This is a genomic window from Mesorhizobium sp. Cs1299R1N1 (assembly GCF_037179655.1).
GTDB classification, from domain to species: domain Bacteria; phylum Pseudomonadota; class Alphaproteobacteria; order Rhizobiales; family Rhizobiaceae; genus Mesorhizobium; species Mesorhizobium salmacidum.
Map to the genome: position 1 here is coordinate 1 of NZ_JAPYKR010000009.1, position 16,115 is coordinate 16,115.

A 16,115-nucleotide genomic window follows, 5' to 3' on the forward strand; every position below is an offset into this window, starting at 1 on the left:
AAACACATTCTTGGCCAAATCGATACCAAATCTGATAGCTTGCATGACGGACGGTCTCCTCCGCTGGGTTTCAACACGACCAGTTTGGCACATTCGATGCCGCAAGGGGCCGTCCACCCATCATCCCTGGGCGAAGCAGGAGCGAAGCTCCGTCGCGGAGAACCTGGGATCCAGGCCGTGACCTTAGCCGGAGCGTGCAACGGAGCAGAATTCCGCACCATCGCGTGGCCTTGATGTCTCGGCATGGATCCTCGGGTCTACGCTGCGTCGCTACGCTCCTTGCTTCGCCCGTGGATGACGAAATGATGAGCGCCAATCGCCAAGGCTAGGTCCCTCGCGGTTTGGCGCGGGCGGTGGCGGCGGCGAGTAGCGGGTTTTCCGGCCAGACATGTTTGGGATAGCGGCCGCGCATGTCGGCGCGCACGTCGGCCCAGGAGCCGCGCCAGAAGCCGGGCAGGTCGCGCGTCGTCTGAATCGGCCGGTGTGCCGGCGACAACAATTCGAGCGTCAAGGGCACGGTGCCGTTGGCGATCGAAGGATGGCGGTCGAGGCCGAACAGTTCCTGGACGCGGACCGCCAGCACCGGCCATTCGCCGTCATAGCGGATCGGCACGTGGCTGCCCGACGGAGCGTCGAAATGGGTCGGGGCCAGCGTCTCGACCTTGCGCTGCAGGTCGTGCGGCACGAGCGACGCCAGCCCGGCCGGGACAGTGCCGGGGTCGATAGCGGCCAGGGATGCCGCACCGGACAGAAACGGCAGCAGCCAGTCGTCGAGGCGTCCGATGAGCGCTTCATCCGACATGTCGGGCCAGGGCGCGCCTAAGCCTTTGTGCAGCCAGGACAGCCGCTGGCGCAGCGTCTGGGCCTCCTTGCTCCAGGTCAAAAGGGAAAGCCCATGCTCGCGCAAGGCCTCGATGATGGCGCGGTCGGCATCGGCGCCGGCCGGCGCCGGCAGCATGCGTTCGGCGAGCGTGATGGCACCGAGGCGCACGGTTTCGCGCACCCGCACGGCGCGGCGCTCGCGGTCGAAGCTCGTCTGCCTGCGCGTTTCGATCTTGCCGGCAAGCGCTGACCGGATGTCCTCCTCGCTGATTGCCGCCGCCGCCGTGATGCGGGCATTCTGCGCCTTGCCCTGCAGGTCGGCGACGACCAGAAAGGGTTCGCCCGCCAGCGGATCGGCGGCATCGAGCATGGCGCCGGAGCCATTGGCCAGCACGAAACGGCCGCGCTCGCCGCGCGCCTTGGCGACGCGGTCCGGCCAGGCGTGGATGAGCAGGGTTCCGGCTGGAACAGCTCCGCTGGTCTTCGCGCCGCCTGCCTGCCTGGCCAGGCGCTCGGCAAGCTGGCGCGCCGACGTGGCACGCGGCGATTTCTCGCCGCGAAAGCGCATCAGCCGCCGTTCGAGATCGGCACCGTCGCCGCCAAGGCCGCGCTCGGTGAGCAGCACGGCGAGCATGGCCGCTTCCTGCACCTCTCCGGCCTTCGCCGCCTCGGCGACCATATGCGCCAGCCGTACCGGCAGAGCGAGCTTGCGCATCGAAGCGCCCGCCTCCGTCAACCGGCCTGCCTCGTCGATGGCATCGAGCGCGCGCAACAGCGCCCTTGCTTCATGGAGCGCGGGAGCCGGCGGCGGATCGAGGAAAGCGAGCGTCCCGGGATCGGAGACACTGAAGGCGGCGCAGTCCAGCAGCAGGCCGGATAGGTCCGCCTCGAGGATTTCCGGCGGCGTGAAGGCGGGAAGTGCCGCCGTCTGCTCAGCCCGCCACAGCCGGATGGCGACGCCGGCCTGCGTACGGCCGGCGCGGCCGGCGCGCTGCTCGGCGGAAGCTTTGCTGACGCGAACTGTCTCCAGCCGTGTCAGGCCGCTGGCCGGCTCATAGCGCGGCAGCCGCGACAGACCGGAGTCGATGACGACGCGCACGCCGTCGATGGTGATGGAGGTTTCGGCGATCGAGGTCGCCAGCACCACCTTGCGGCGGCCCCCCGGCGCCGGCTTGATCGCCGCGTCCTGCGCCTTGCCGTCGAGCTGGCCATAGAGCGGGACGATATCGGTGTCGGCGCCGACCTTGCCGGCCAACCGCTCGGCGGTGCGCTCGATCTCGCGCTGGCCGGGCAGGAAGGCAAGCACGCTGCCGCTCTCGTCGGCAAGCGCGGAGCGGATTGCCTTGGCCATGGCGTCCTCGGTCGGCATCCCGGCCGGTCGTTCGTCATACCTGACATCGACAGGGAAGGCGCGGCCCTGGCTTTCGATCACCCGCGCGCCCGACAGGAGTTTTGCGACCCGTGCGCCGTCGAGCGTTGCCGACATCACCAGCAAACGCAGATCCGGCCGCAGCGCGCCTTGTACATCGAGGGCGAGAGCGAGACCGAAATCGCCGTCGAGCGAGCGCTCGTGGAATTCGTCGAAAATGACGGCCGAAACGCCGGGCAGTTCAGGGTCATCAAGAATCATGCGCGCAAGCACGCCCTCGGTGACGACCAGGATTTTCGTCCGCGCCGAGGTGCGGTTTTCCATACGCATGGCATAGCCCACCGTGGCGCCGGGCTCTTCCCCCAGCAGTTCGGCCATGCGGCGCGCCGCGGCGCGGGCGGCAAGCCGGCGTGGTTCGAGCAACACGATCTTGCCCGTGCCCAGCCAGGGCGCATCGAGCAGCGCCAGCGGCACCAGCGTGGTCTTGCCGGCACCGGGCGGTGCCACCAGCACGGCGCTGTTGCCGGAGCCGAGCGTCTCGCTCAGCGCCGGCAGCACGGCGGATACCGGAAGCTCCGGCAAGGGTCTGGTCGTCATTGCGATCGCATATCAGCGGTCGCGGGCGCCGTGCAACTCGCGAAAGTCGCGCCGGTTCAAAGCCGGGTGCGCGAAAACGGATTCCAGCGCACCTTACGCAGCCGCGCTTCCTCGCACACCAAGCAGCCGGCGAACAATGTCGAGAAGAAGCCTATCTCGAACACCGTGAATTGCCCCCCAGGCTCTTGATAACGGCATCGCTGCCCGAATAGCTTGCATAGGCGATCAGGGCGAGCAGGATTCCGTTCGGCACGTTTTTCATTTCCGGGAGAGAAAGTTGAAAATACTGGCGCTCGGTGCGCATGCGGACGACATCGAGATCTTCATGTTCGGTACGATGGCCGCCTATGCCGCGCAAGGCGCGGAACTCAGTTTTGCCGTGGCCACCGATGGTGCCAGGGGCGGCAAGAGCGATCCCGCCGTTCTGGCTCGTGTCCGCCGCCAGGAAGCGATGGCCGCGGCCGCGCTGCTCGGGGCGGTGCCGCGCTTCCTCGACTTTCCCGATGGCGGGCTGGTGGCGGACGCCGCACTGATCGATGCGCTGAAAACACTGATCAGCGAAATCGGGCCGGATCTTGTGATCACGCACGCGCCCAACGACTATCACGCCGACCATCGCGCGCTGTCGGACGGCGTGCGCATCGCTGCGTCGTTCGGCGTCCCCGTGCTGCATGCCGACACGATGGGCGGCACCGGGTTCTCGCCGACCCACTATGTCGATATTTCCGCTCATGCCGACATCAAGGCCCGGGCGATCCGCATGCACCAGTCGCAGGACCCGGATCGCTTCGTCGATATCGCGCTGACGCAGAACCTTTTTCGCTCGGGCCAATGCAATGGCGCGCAAGGCTCGCTGGCCGAAGCCTTCCGCTTCGAGCCGACGTTTCCATTCGGCGACATCCGCGCGCTGCTTCCGCCACCCCCGCCGATCAGGACGGTGATGGTGAGCACCAAGCGGGTCGACTGACCTTCCGGACCGCGTCCACAATCCGCGCTCATCCGGCCGGGCCTTTGGCGCTTTTCCCAACGTTTTCAGAGACCGACTTCAGCATGTTGCGGCGCAGCAACGAATTCGCTTGCCTTGTTTAGTAAAAATTGCATCACTAAACAAATTACTAAACATCCCGCGGCGCAACGATGCCGCCATGTTTGGGCCTCTGAGGAGAGAGGTTGAGGTTCTTGAGACCGCCATCCGGGCGTGTTTCACAAATGGGAGGAAGGCATGAAATCGAGCTTGAAACTGGCGTTGGGACTGACCTCGGCGATCGCAGCGTCGACAGCCGTCTCGAACGCCGCGCACGCTGAAGACCTGACGCTGTGCTGGGCCGCCTGGGACCCGGCCAACGCGCTTGTCGAACTGTCCAAGGATTTCACCAAGGAAACCGGCATCGGCATGAAATTCGAATTCGTGCCGTGGACCAACTATGCCGACCGTTTCCTCAATGAGCTGAACTCACACGGCAAGCTCTGCGACCTGATCATCGGCGACAGCCAGTGGATCGGCGGCGCGGCCGAGAACGGCCACTATGTCAAGCTGAACGACTTCTTCGACAAGGAGAAGATCAGCATGGACGACTTCGTGCCGGCGACCGTTGTCGGCTATTCGGAATGGCCGAAGAACACGCCGAACTACTGGGCGCTGCCGGCCATGGGCGACGTCGTCGGCTGGACCTACCGCAAGGACTGGTTCTCCAAGCCCGAGTTGCAGAAGGAGTTCAAGGAGAAGTATGGCTGGGATCTCGGCCCGCCTACCACCTTCGACCAGTTGAAGCAGATCGCCGAATTCTTCCAGAAGCGGCAGGTCGACGGCAAGACGGTCTACGGCGCCTCGATCTACACCGAGCGCGGTTCCGAAGGCATCACCATGGGCGCCATGGACGTGCTCTACAGCTATGGCTTCCAGTACGAAAACCCGAAGAAGCCCTACGAGATGGAAGGCCTCGTCAACTCCGAGAAATCGGTGAAGGGGCTGGAATTCTACAAGGCGCTCTACGACTGCTGCACCCCTCCGGGCGCCTCGAACAGCTACATGGGTGAAGGCGTCGATGCCTTCAAATCCGGCCAGGTGGCGATGCACATGAACTTCGCCTTCACATGGCCGGGCCTGCAGAAGGACGAGAATGTCGGCGGCGACAAGATCGGCTATTTCGTCAATCCCAAGGGGCCGGACGGCGACCAGTTCGCCCAGCTCGGCGGCCAGGGCATTTCGGTGGTGTCCTATTCCGACAAGCAGGAAGCGGCGCTGAAATACATCAAATGGTTCGCCAACAAGGACGTGCAGTCCAAGTGGTGGTCGCTCGGTGGTTATTCCTGCCTGAACGCGGTGGTCAAGGATCCGAAATTCCCGGCCAGCCAGCCCTATGCTCAAACCTTCCTCGACTCGATGGCCATTGTGAAGGACTTCTGGGCCGAGCCGAGCTACGCACCGCTGCTGCAGGCCTCGCAGAAGCGCTTCCACGACTATGTCGTCGCCGGCCAGGGTTCGGCCAAGGATGCGCTCGACGGGCTGGTCAAGGATTGGACGCAGGTCTTCCAGGACGATGGCAAGATGTAGCCGCAAGGCAATATCCAAGGCTCCTCCCGAGCTGTGACCGCCGCGTCCCGTGCCGCCCTTGGCACGGGACGCGGTTCAGATAAATTCCATCACAGAGACGCCAAGTGACCGAAGCAGGACTTACCATGCTCAATCGGACCGCGGAGAACGTTGCCCGGGCAACCCCGGAACCGTTGGCGCGCAAGGTCCGGGGCATCAGCGACAAGGGCCTCGCCTGGCTGTTCATCTCGCCGACGATCCTGTTGCTGCTCGCCATCAACATCTTTCCGCTGTTCTGGGCGATCTATCTGTCGTTCACCAATTTCCGCGCCAACCGCCCCAACGAAGTGGTGAAGAACCTCGGTTTCGCCAACTACCAGCGCATCCTCGGTGACCAGGACATCTGGATCGCCATGCAGACGACGGCGCATTTCGTGTTCTGGACCATCCTCTTGCAGACGCTGATCGGCTTCACGCTGGCCTGGCTGATCGACAGGAAATTCCGCGGCCACGCCTTCTGGACGACGCTGATCCTGGTGCCGATGATGCTGTCGCCGGCGGTGGTCGGCAATTTCTGGCGCTTCCTCTACGAGCCTCAGATCGGGCTGTTCTCTTATGTGATCTCGTTCGTGTCGGGCATTCCGCCGACAAGCATCCAGATGCTCTCCAACGTCTCGCTGGCACCGTGGTCGATCATCATCGTCGATACCTGGATGTGGACGCCATACGTGATGCTGATCTGCCTCGCGGGCCTGCGTTCCATCCCTGAATACATCTATGAGGCGGCCGAGGTCGACCGTGCCTCCAACTGGCGACAGTTCTGGTCGATCACCCTGCCGATGGCGCTGCCCTTCATCATGCTGGCGGTGCTGTTTCGCGGCATCGAGAACTTCAAGATGTTCGACATGGTCAATCTGCTGACCGGCGGCGGACCGGGCTCCACCACCGAGGTGGCCTCGATCACGCTGAAGCGGCAGGCCTTCGAAAGCTGGCGCACCGGCTATTCGTCAGCCTTCGCCATCATCCTGTTCGTCGCGGTGTTCGGTCTCGCCAACATCTACGTTAAGGCGCTCAACAAGGTGAAGCAGAGATGAGCCTGACCACTGCCCATTCGGTCGTCGCGCCTTCGTCGAATTCGAAGCGTATCGCCGGCGCCATCATCATCGCCTACGCGCTGATCTCGATCGTGCCGCTGTTGTGGATCTTCGCCACCAGCTTCAAGACGCCGCCGGACTCGATCGCCTATCCGCCGAAGATCGTGTTCCAGCCCAGCATCGAGGGCTACTGCAATTTGTTCACGACGCGGACCAGGCAGACGCCGGAATACATCAACTCGCTCGGACCGGCGACCGGCTTCTGCGACGAGACGGTGCGCAAGCGCAACATGGTGATTGCCGGCCCGTCCAACTTCCTGCCGCGCTTCATCAATTCGCTGGTCATCGCCTTCGGCTCGACCTTCTGCGCCGTCTTTCTCGGCACGCTGTCGGCCTATGGCTTCTCGCGCTTCAAGGTGCCGCTCGCGGACGACCTTCTGTTCTTCATCCTGTCGACACGCTTCATGCCGCCGATCGCGGTCGCCATCCCCATCTACCTGATGTACCGCGAACTCGGCCTGTCGGACACCGCGCTCGGCATGATCCTGCTCTACACGGCGGTCAACGTATCGCTGGCGGTATGGCTGCTCAAAGGCTTCATCGACGAGATTCCGCGCGAATACGAGGAAGCCGCCATGATCGACGGCTACACGCGGCTGCAGGCCTTCTGGCGCACCGTGCTACCGCAGGCGACCACCGGCATTGCCGCGACCGCCATCTTCTGCCTGATCTTCGCCTGGAACGAATACGCCTTCGCCGCTCTTCTGACCTCGGGCACGGCGCAGACGGCGCCGCCCTTCATCCCGACCATCATCGGCGAAGGCGGGCAGGACTGGCCGGCGGTCGCGGCCGGCACGACGATCTTCCTGGTTCCGATCCTTGTCTTCACCATCCTGCTCCGCAAGCAATTGCTGCGCGGCATCACCTTCGGCGCGGTGCGCAAATGATTGATCTGGGAATAAGTCGACCCCCACTCCGTCGAGCTTCGCTCGACGCCTCTCCCCCGATCGGCGGGGGAGAGGAAGGGCGCGAACTTCATCCAGCAAGGCTCCCTTCCTCTCCCTCCGGAGCGGGGAGAGGTGTCGCTGCGAAGCAGCGACGGAGTGGGGGAACCACTTGGCAGCCATCTCTCCCCTTGAAGGGGGAAAGGGAAGGGAGCTACGCATGACGCGCCCCGCCATCTCTAGGAAGTCATCATGGCCACGCTGGGCAAGGCGCGGGCTGATGGAAAACATCGCGACCGCACTGATCGCCATCGGTTTCCTGATGCTGTTCCAGCCCTTCGCGCTGTCGCTCTACACCTATTCCTTCATCACCATGCTTGCCGGCACGGTGATGTTCATCATCGTCTCGAAGTTCCCGGAATAATCATGGCCGAGATCCGCGTCCAACATCTGAGAAAGGCCTTCGGCGATTTCGTCGCGGTGCAGGACTCCAACTTCGTCGTCGAGGACGGCGAGTTCTTCGTCATGCTCGGACCGTCTGGCTGCGGCAAGACCACCACCTTGCGTATGATCGCCGGGCTCGAGCTGCCGACGGGCGGCCAAATCCTGCTCGGCGGCGACGACGTCACCATGCTCCGGGCCCGCGAGCGCGACATTGCCTTCGTCTTCCAGCTGTTCGCGCTCTATCCGCACATGAATGTGCGCAAGAACATCGGTTTCCCGCTTTTGGCGCAAGGCATGCCGTCGGCCGAGATCCGCACCCGCGTCGAGGAGACAGCGAAGCTTCTGCGCATCGACCATCTGCTCAACAAATCGGTCTCGGGACTGGCGGGCGGTGACCGCCAGCGCGTCGCGCTCGGCCGCGCCATCGTGCGGCGGCCGAAATGCTTCCTGATGGACGAACCCCTGGGGACCCTCGACACCGAATTCCGCGATTTGATGGTCCATGAGTTGCGCGAGCTGCACAACCGTATCCATGCGACGACTGTGTACGTCACACATGACCAGATGGAAGCGATGTCGATGGCCGACAAGATCGCCGTCATGAACCACGGCGTCATCGAGCAGTTCGGCACACCGCGCGAGATCTACGACCGCCCCGCTACCATGTTCGTCGCCGACTTTATCGGCTCGCCGCCGATGAATTTTCTGGGCTTCGGCGGTGGGCTTTCCAAAGGCGCCAAGGAGATCGTCGTCCAGGGTGCCAAGGTAGCGGTGCCGGAAGTGCGCGAGGACATCGCGCCGGCCGATATGGCGCTCGGCATCCGGCCCGAGCACATCCGCTTCGACGATGCCTCCAAGCTGCGCGGCGCGATCTACGGCACCGAATATCTCGGCACCACGCAGATCGTCGCGGTGGAGACGGCGGACGGCATCATCAAGGCGCGCGTGCCGGCCGAAATCCGGCTCAACGCCGGCGACCATGTCGGCCTGACGCTGAACAGCGCGCGGCTGTCGCTGTTCGACAAGGGCTCCGGGCGCGCGGTGAGAACGGCGATCCACGATACTGCCTCGGAGCGGAGAGTGCAGCATGGCTGATGTGCGCATCAAGGGCGTGACCAAGAATTTTGGCGAGCAGACCGCCGTCAACAGTCTCGACCTGCATATATCGGACGGCGAATTCGTCGTGCTGCTCGGACCGACCGGCGCCGGCAAGACGACGACGCTGAGGCTGATCGCCGGGCTGGAGCGGCCGGATGCCGGAACGATCGAGATCGGCGGCCACAATGCCACGAACCTGTCGCCGGCCGAGCGCGACACCGCTTTCGTCTTCCAGCAATATTCGCTCTATCCGCATTTGTCGGTGTTCGACAACCTCGCCTTCCCCCTGCGCTCGCCGGCGCGGAAAATACCGGAAGACCAGATCCGCCGCCGGGTCGAGGAGGTGGCGAAGATGGTGCGCATTCATCACAAGCTCGCCAACCGGTCGACGAAATTGTCGGGCGGCGAAATGCAGCGCGTCGCCATCGGCCGCGCGCTGGTGCGCAAGCCGTCCATTTACCTGATGGACGAACCGCTGTCGTCTCTGGACGCCAAGCTGCGCGCGGATCTCAGGCTCGAATTGAAGCGCATCCAGTCCGAACTCGGCGCCACCATGCTCTACGTCACGCACGACCAGATCGAGGCCATGACCATGGCCGACCGGATCGGCATCCTCGCCGACGGCGTGCTGGTGCAGATCGGCTCACCACGAACCATCTATTCCGAACCGGCAAACCTGCATGTGGCGGCACGGCTCGGCCAGCCCGCGATCAATCTTCTGCCGACCGGGCTGCTGCCTGACGGCGGCGCGCCGGCCGGCACCAAGACGATCGGCGCGCGCACCGAGCACCTGGCGATCGAGAAAGCCATGAACGGCCATGCCGACGGCGTCGTCGACTGGGTCGAACATCTCGGCGACCAGAACCATCTGCATGTGACGGTGGGCCCGAAGAAACTGGTGACGCTGACCGATCCCGACACCGATCTGGCGCAGGGCGACAAAGTGGTGATCCGCTACCGGTCGCCGCTCTATTTCGGCGCCGACGGACAACGACTGATGTGAATGGTTTTCGGCATCCCCGCGAAGTGATGCCGGCTTCTGATTGACGATTGCGAAATACGGGACGAATTCGATGAAGCACTTTTTCAACCGCAGGGAAACGATCGTCACCGAGGCGCTGGACGGATTGTTGCGCACCATCGGCTCAGGCGACCTCGCGCGCCTCGACGGCTATCCCGAGATCAAGGTCGTGCTGCGCGCCGATTGGGACAAGTCCAAGGTTGCCATCGTCTGCGGCGGCGGCGCCGGGCACGAGCCGTCGCATGCCGGCTTCGTCGGCAAGGGCATGCTGACGGCTGCCGTCTCGGGCGAGATCTTTGCCTCGCCAAGCGTCGAAGCGGTGCTGGCGGCCATCCGCGCGGTCACCGGGCCGGCGGGTTGCCTGCTGATCGTCAAGAACTACACCGGCGACCGGCTCAATTTCGGCCTGGCGGCCGAGAAGGCGCGCGCCGAAGGCTTTCGTATCGAAATGGTGATCGTCGCCGACGACATCGCGCTGCCCGATATCGCCCAGCCGCGCGGTGTTGCCGGCACATTGTTCGTGCACAAGATATCAGGTCATCTGTCGGAAGCCGGCCGCGATCTGGCCGAGATCGTGTCAGCTGCACGTGCGGCAGCGAAGGATATCGTCTCGCTCGGCATGTCGCTGTCGTCCTGTTCGATCCCAGGCCAACAGCACGAAGACAGGTTCGGCGCCGACGATGGAGAGCTCGGCCTCGGCATCCATGGCGAGCCCGGCGTCGAGCGCATCGCGGTGCAAAGCGCCGACCGGCTGGTGGCTGTTATGGCGGAGCGGCTCGTGGCGCGGCTCGACCCGAAGGTCACCTATGCCTTGCTGATCAACAATCTGGGCTCGGTGCCTCCGCTCGAAATGTCGCTGGTTGCCAATGCGGTGCTTGCCTCGCCGCTCGCCAAGACCGTCGAGCTGACGATCGGCCCCGGGCCGCTGATGACGGCGCTCAACATGAACGGGTTCTCGCTGTCGCTGATCAAGCTCGATGCGGCGCGCGAGGCTGCCTTGCTGGCGCCGGTGGGCCCGCATGCCTGGATGCCGGCAAAGCCGGTCGTTGCGCCTGCTGTCGTACCTATGACCAAGGCAGCCGGACAAGGCGCGGCGCGCAAGGCCAGCCAGGATGCAGGCACCAGGCGCTTGATCGCCAGTGTCTGCGAAAGGCTGATTTCGCTCGAAGCGACATTGAACGGGCTGGACGCCAAGGCGGGCGACGGCGACACCGGCTCGACCGTGGCGACCGGCGCGCGCAGCATCCTCGAAAGGCTCGATTCGCTGCCGCTTGCCGGCCCGGCCGCGACCCTTGGCGCGATGGGCGATATCCTGAGCGCCTCGATGGGTGGCTCCAGCGGCGTGCTGCTGTCGATCTTCTTCACGGCGGCGGCGCAGGCAATGGACAGCGGTGCGAAGCTATCCAAGGGGCTGCTTGCCGGGCTTGAGCGCATGACCTTCTACGGTGGCGCCAAACCGGGCGATCGCACCATGGTCGACGCGCTGGAGCCGGCCTTGAAGGCGCTCGACGGCAAGGGTCTGGAGGAAGCCGCGATAGCGGCCCGGCGAGGCGCCGAGGCAACCGCCGCGATGGAGAAGGCGAAGGCCGGCCGGTCAGCCTATGTCGGCGCCAAATTGCACGGCGTGGTCGACCCCGGCGCCCATGCCGTGGCCGAAGTGTTCGCGGCTGCCGCTACGCTGCTTGTCACGGCCTGACGCATGCACCAGTTGTCGAACGACCGTTCTTTCGCTACTGCGGGCAAGGTGGAAACCGGGAATTCGGGCGACATGACGGCGCTGGACCTTTCGAGGCTGATCACGGCCGCCGCGGACACGATTGCCGCTCACGCCGAGGAATTGACGGCGCTCGACCAGGCGATCGGAGACGGCGACCACGGATTGAACATGAATCGCGGCTTCGAAGCCGTGCGCGCCGAGACCGGCTTGTTCGCGGCAAAGCCGCTGCCCGACGCCCTGAAGGCGATCGGCACCAAGCTGGTGATGACGGTGGGCGGTGCCTCCGGCCCGCTCTTCGGCACGCTGTTCATGGCGCTCGGCAAGGAGATTTCGGCGGAGCCCGACCATGCCAATTTGACGGCTGCCTTCGGCAAGGCGATCGAAGCGGTGGCCGCGCGCGGCAAGTCCCAAGTTGGACAGAAAACCATGCTTGATGTGCTGCAGCCGGTGCGTGACGCGCTGGCCAAGGGCAAAACGGCGGCTGAAATAGCCGACATCGCGGACGCCGCCGCCGAAGCGACCGTGCCGATGAAGGCGCTGCGCGGCCGTGCCTCGTTCCTCGGCGACCGCTCCATCGGCCATATGGATGCCGGCGCGCGCTCGACCGCGCTGCTGGTGCGCACAGTGGCGCAAATCATCGGGGACAAAGCATGAGCAATGTCGGGATCGTGATCGTGTCGCATTCGCCGCTGGTCGCGGAGGGCACGGCCGACATGGTACGCCAGATGGTGGGCGACGAAGTGCCGCTAGCGTGGTGCGGTGGAAATGGCCATGGCGGGCTCGGCACCAATGTCGAGGCGATCATGGGCGCCATCGACAGGGCCTGGTCGGAAGCTGGCGTTGCCGTCCTTGTCGATCTCGGCGGCGCCGAGACCAACAGTGAAATGGCGGTCGAAATGATCGGCGAGCCGCGGGCGCACAAAATCATCGTCTGCAACGCGCCGATCGTCGAGGGCGCGGTGATGGCGGCGACCGAGGCATCCGGCGGCGCCTCGCTGCGGGAAGTGGTCGCGACGGCGCACGAATTGTCGCCGTCGTGAGTGAACGGGATTTTTGAAGACATGTCCGCAACCGCTGAAGCGACCGTCCTGATCACCCACGATGTGGGCCTGCATGCGCGTCCTTCGGTGAAGTTCACCAGGCTGGCCAAGAGCTTTGCCGCCGACGTGGAAATTGCACTCGCCGCCAACGGCCCATGGTTCGATGCCAAGAGCATCGTCAAGGTGATGGCTGCCAAGGCACCGAAGGGCACGGTGCTGCACATCAGGGCCAAAGGCGATGGTGCCGATGATGCTGTCCGCGCGCTGATCGAACTGGTGCAGCGCGATTTCGACGAGGATGCCGGCCATGTCCGCTCGGCTTGAGGTCGATGCATGCCTTGGCCTGCCCGCTGGGAATGCGGGCCATGCGCATTGAGGGTGTTCCAGCATCGGCCGGCTATGCCGAGGGGCCTCTGTTCGACCTCGGCCGGCCTGCAAGCATCTACGCGAGCAAGGCGAGCCCTGCCGAGGAGAAGACATCGTTGGAGGCCGCGATCGGCACGGCGGCGAACCGGCTCGTTGCCATGATCGAGACCGCCGACAGCGATGCCGCCGGCATACTCGAATTCCACCTCGCCATGCTGGAAGACGACGCGCTGAGCGGACCGGCCTTCGCGTCGATCGCTTCCGGACAACCCGCCGACGCGGCCTGGCGGCAGGCACTCGATGCCGAGATCACCGGCTACGACGCCTCGGACCAGGATTATTTCCGCGCCCGCGCCACGGACCTGCGTGACATCAGGGACCAGGTGCTGCGCGCCCTGACCGAGGACGGTGGCAGCACGGCACCGGCCGGCGCCATCCTCCACGGCGAGGATATCGCGCCGACGCGCTTTCTCGAAACCGACTGGAGCCATGGCGGCGGCATCGCGCTGAAAGCAGGCAGCACCGCCAGCCACGTCGCCATGCTGGCGCGCTCGCGTGGCGTGCCGATGGTCGTGGGTTTGCGCGAGCCGCTCACCGCTGTTGCCGGCATCGCGTTGCTCGACGCGGAGCACGGCAATATCGTTCTGGCGCCCTCGCCTGTGGAGATCGGCTCGTTCCGGCAGGCATCCTCCGCCTTCACCGCCCGCCAAGGCGACGCGCGGACCTTTCTGGCACGGCCGGCGGCGACGAAGTACGGTATCGCGGTGCGCGTGCAGGTCAACATCGCCGACCCCAGCGATGTCGACGCCATCGATATCGAAACCTGCGACGGTGTCGGCCTGATGCGCACGGAATTCCTGTTCGGCAAGACGCTGCCGGATGAAGAGACCCAGTATCGCGCCTATCGCAAAGTGCTGGAATGGGCCGGCGAAAAACCAGTGACGATCCGTACCGTCGATGCCGGAGGCGACAAGCCGGTGCCGGGCTTCACCGTCGAGGAAGGCAATCCGTTCCTTGGCCTGCGCGGCATCAGGCTGTCGCTGGCCAGGCTCGACATATTCCGTGTTCAAATCAGGGCATTGCTGCGCGCCGCACCACACGGCAATCTCAAAGTCATGTTTCCGATGATCGCCACATCAGAAGAGTATGAACGCGCCGCCGCCCTGTTCGCCGAGGAACGAGCAGCCCTTGCCGCGCGCGGCATCGCGCAAGAGATGCCGCCGCTCGGCATCATGGTCGAAGTGCCTTCGGTGGCCATCGCGCCGGAGGCGTTCGCCGGCGTCGCCTTCCTGTCGATCGGTTCCAACGATCTAACGCAATATGTGATGGCGGCCGCGCGCGACAATGCCGCTGTGGCCCACCTGAATTCTGTTCGTCATCCCGCGGTGCTGAGGCTGGTCGGTTCGGTCTCGGCCTTCGGACGGGAAACCGGGATTCCGGTCAGCCTGTGCGGGGATGCCGGCGGCGACCCCGCCTCGATCCCGTCGCTGCTGGAGGCCGGCCTGCGCGATCTCTCGGTCGCGCCGGCGCAACTCGCCATGGCCAAGGCGGCCATCGCGGACGTCCCGGTCTAGGCGGCAGGCATGATCGACAACAAACCCGAGCCCGGCTCCGAAGAAGCGATCCGCGCCTACAAGACGATCCTGTCACAGGTCATCGACCAGCGCCCGTCCGGCATGCGCCAGCGCCTTGCCGACGCGCTTGGCAAACACCGCAGTTTCGTCACGCAGATTTCGAGCCCCACCTATTCGATCCCGATTCCGTCGAAGCATCTGCCCGCCATCTTTTCCGTCTGCCATTTCAGCCAGGCCGAGCGGGACCAGTTTCTCGCCGCCTACCATCAGGCGCATCCAGGGAAGATCTCGGTCGCCGCGGGCGCGCGCAAGACAAGGCACGTTTCGCTCATCGTGCCGGATTTCGGCGACGACAAACAGAATGCGGCGCTCGACCGCGCGATCAACGAATTCATCCAGAAGGTCACCAGCATCACCGGCAAGAGTGGCTGATTGACCCCTTGATGTCAGGCTATTTCGGGAGGAGACGGCCGTGAAGAAATTCATGAACTCGGTGGACACGGTGCTGACCGAGAGCCTCGACGGTTTCGTGGCCGCCCATGCCGACATCCTGGTGCTTGGCGAGGAGCACAAATTCATCCGCCGCAAGATGCTCAAGCCGAGCAAGGTGGCGCTGATCTCCGGCGGCGGCTCCGGCCACGAGCCGCTGCATGGCGGCTTTGTCGGCTATGGCATGCTGGACGCCGCCTGCCCCGGCCAGGTGTTCACCTCGCCGACGCCGGACCAGATGCTGGCGGCCGCGCAAGCCGTCGACACAGGCGCCGGCTGCCTGTTCATCGTCAAGAACTATGAGGGCGACGTGATGAACTTCGACATGGCAGCGGAAATGTCGGAAGGCGTGCTTCAGGTGGTGACCAATGACGACGTCGCTGTCGAGAATTCGTCCTACACGACCGGACGGCGCGGCGTCGCCGGCACGCTGGTGGTGGAAAAGATCGTCGGTGCCGCCGCCGAGCACGGGCTGGGGTTGCCGGCGTTGAAGGCGCTGGGCGAGCGCGTCAACGACGCGACCCGCTCGATGGGTGTGGCGTTGACCAGCGGCACCGTGCCGGCGGCCGGCAAACCGACCTTCGACATCGGCGATGGCGAGATGGAATTCGGCGTCGGTATCCATGGTGAGCCCGGCCGCCGCCGCGACACCTTGAAGAGCGCCGATGCGATCGCGCAGGAGATCTGTGCCACGATCCTTGGGGATCTGGATGGCAAGGCGAAAGGCCCGGCGCTGCTGTTCGTCAACGGTTTCGGCGGCACGCCGCTGATGGAGCTCTACTTGATGTACAACAGCGCTCGCCGGATTTTCGAGAAACATGGCGTGACGGTAACCCGCTCGCTGGTCGGCACCTATGTCACCTCGCTCGACATGGCCGGCTGCTCGATCACGCTGACCCTGCTCGACGACGAATTGACGGACTGGTGGGACGCACCTGTCCACACGGCCGCGCTGCGCTGGGGCCTATAAGGCTGGCTTCGGCCGCGCTTTTCTGCAACCATTCTGG

The 16,115-nt window shown here is 64.7% G+C and carries 15 protein-coding genes; 14 read left to right on the plus strand and 1 reads right to left on the minus strand.

Annotation, left to right across the window (positions count from 1 at the left end; translation table 11 throughout):
* Positions 1-325: 325 nt before the first annotated feature.
* Positions 326-2,788, minus strand: coding sequence for an ATP-dependent helicase HrpB (hrpB, locus tag O7A70_RS19975; protein ID WP_337141918.1), 2,463 nt, complete (start codon positions 2,786-2,788; stop codon positions 326-328).
* Between the two features lie 277 nt (positions 2,789-3,065).
* Here hrpB and O7A70_RS19980 point away from each other — a divergent pair, with 277 nt between their 5' ends.
* From O7A70_RS19980 to dhaK, 14 genes are all read left to right on the plus strand, one after another.
* A complete protein-coding gene (locus tag O7A70_RS19980) occupies positions 3,066-3,755 on the plus strand; it encodes a PIG-L deacetylase family protein (RefSeq protein WP_337141919.1) in 690 nt (229 codons plus the stop codon).
* Between the two features lie 255 nt (positions 3,756-4,010).
* Positions 4,011-5,342, plus strand: coding sequence for an ABC transporter substrate-binding protein (locus O7A70_RS19985; protein ID WP_337141920.1), 1,332 nt, complete (start codon positions 4,011-4,013; stop codon positions 5,340-5,342).
* Positions 5,343-5,467: 125 nt separating this feature from the next.
* On the plus strand, positions 5,468-6,415 hold the full coding sequence (locus O7A70_RS19990) for a carbohydrate ABC transporter permease (RefSeq protein ID WP_095771946.1): 948 nt from the start codon (positions 5,468-5,470) through the stop codon (positions 6,413-6,415).
* A complete protein-coding gene (locus O7A70_RS19995) occupies positions 6,412-7,362 on the plus strand; it encodes a carbohydrate ABC transporter permease (protein WP_337141921.1) in 951 nt (316 codons plus the stop codon). Before O7A70_RS19990 ends, O7A70_RS19995 begins: the two co-directional genes overlap by 4 nt.
* 217 nt (positions 7,363-7,579) lie before the next feature.
* Complete coding sequence (locus O7A70_RS20000; protein WP_140733364.1) at positions 7,580-7,783, plus strand: hypothetical protein; 204 nt, start codon at positions 7,580-7,582, stop codon at positions 7,781-7,783.
* A gap of 2 nt (positions 7,784-7,785) precedes the next feature.
* Complete coding sequence (locus O7A70_RS20005) at positions 7,786-8,898, plus strand: ABC transporter ATP-binding protein (protein ID WP_337141922.1); 1,113 nt, start codon at positions 7,786-7,788, stop codon at positions 8,896-8,898.
* Complete coding sequence (locus tag O7A70_RS20010; protein WP_337141923.1) at positions 8,891-9,904, plus strand: ABC transporter ATP-binding protein; 1,014 nt, start codon at positions 8,891-8,893, stop codon at positions 9,902-9,904. The genes O7A70_RS20005 and O7A70_RS20010 overlap by 8 nt, the downstream gene beginning before the upstream one ends.
* A 70-nt stretch (positions 9,905-9,974) precedes the next feature.
* On the plus strand, positions 9,975-11,618 hold the full coding sequence (locus tag O7A70_RS20015; RefSeq protein ID WP_337141924.1) for a dihydroxyacetone kinase subunit DhaK: 1,644 nt from the start codon (positions 9,975-9,977) through the stop codon (positions 11,616-11,618).
* A 72-nt stretch (positions 11,619-11,690) separates the two neighbouring features.
* Complete coding sequence (dhaL, locus tag O7A70_RS20020) at positions 11,691-12,293, plus strand: dihydroxyacetone kinase subunit DhaL (RefSeq protein WP_337142274.1); 603 nt, start codon at positions 11,691-11,693, stop codon at positions 12,291-12,293.
* Positions 12,290-12,679 carry a dihydroxyacetone kinase phosphoryl donor subunit DhaM gene (gene dhaM, locus O7A70_RS20025; RefSeq protein WP_140506598.1) on the plus strand — a complete coding sequence of 130 codons (390 nt, stop codon included), beginning with the start codon at positions 12,290-12,292 and terminating at the stop codon, positions 12,677-12,679. Before dhaL ends, dhaM begins: the two co-directional genes overlap by 4 nt.
* A gap of 21 nt (positions 12,680-12,700) precedes the next feature.
* Positions 12,701-13,003, plus strand: a complete 303-nt coding sequence (locus tag O7A70_RS20030; RefSeq protein ID WP_337141925.1) for an HPr family phosphocarrier protein — start codon at positions 12,701-12,703, stop codon at positions 13,001-13,003.
* Between the two features lie 41 nt (positions 13,004-13,044).
* Positions 13,045-14,619 (plus strand): phosphoenolpyruvate--protein phosphotransferase, encoded by a 1,575-nt coding sequence (ptsP, locus tag O7A70_RS20035; RefSeq protein WP_337141926.1) that lies wholly within the window; start codon positions 13,045-13,047, stop codon positions 14,617-14,619.
* 9 nt (positions 14,620-14,628) lie between these two features.
* Entirely contained in the window at positions 14,629-15,051 is a 423-nt protein-coding gene (locus O7A70_RS20040) for a hypothetical protein (RefSeq protein ID WP_337141928.1), read from the plus strand.
* 40 nt (positions 15,052-15,091) lie between these two features.
* On the plus strand, positions 15,092-16,078 hold the full coding sequence (gene dhaK, locus O7A70_RS20045) for a dihydroxyacetone kinase subunit DhaK (protein WP_337141930.1): 987 nt from the start codon (positions 15,092-15,094) through the stop codon (positions 16,076-16,078).
* The last annotated feature ends 37 nt before the right edge of the window (positions 16,079-16,115 follow it).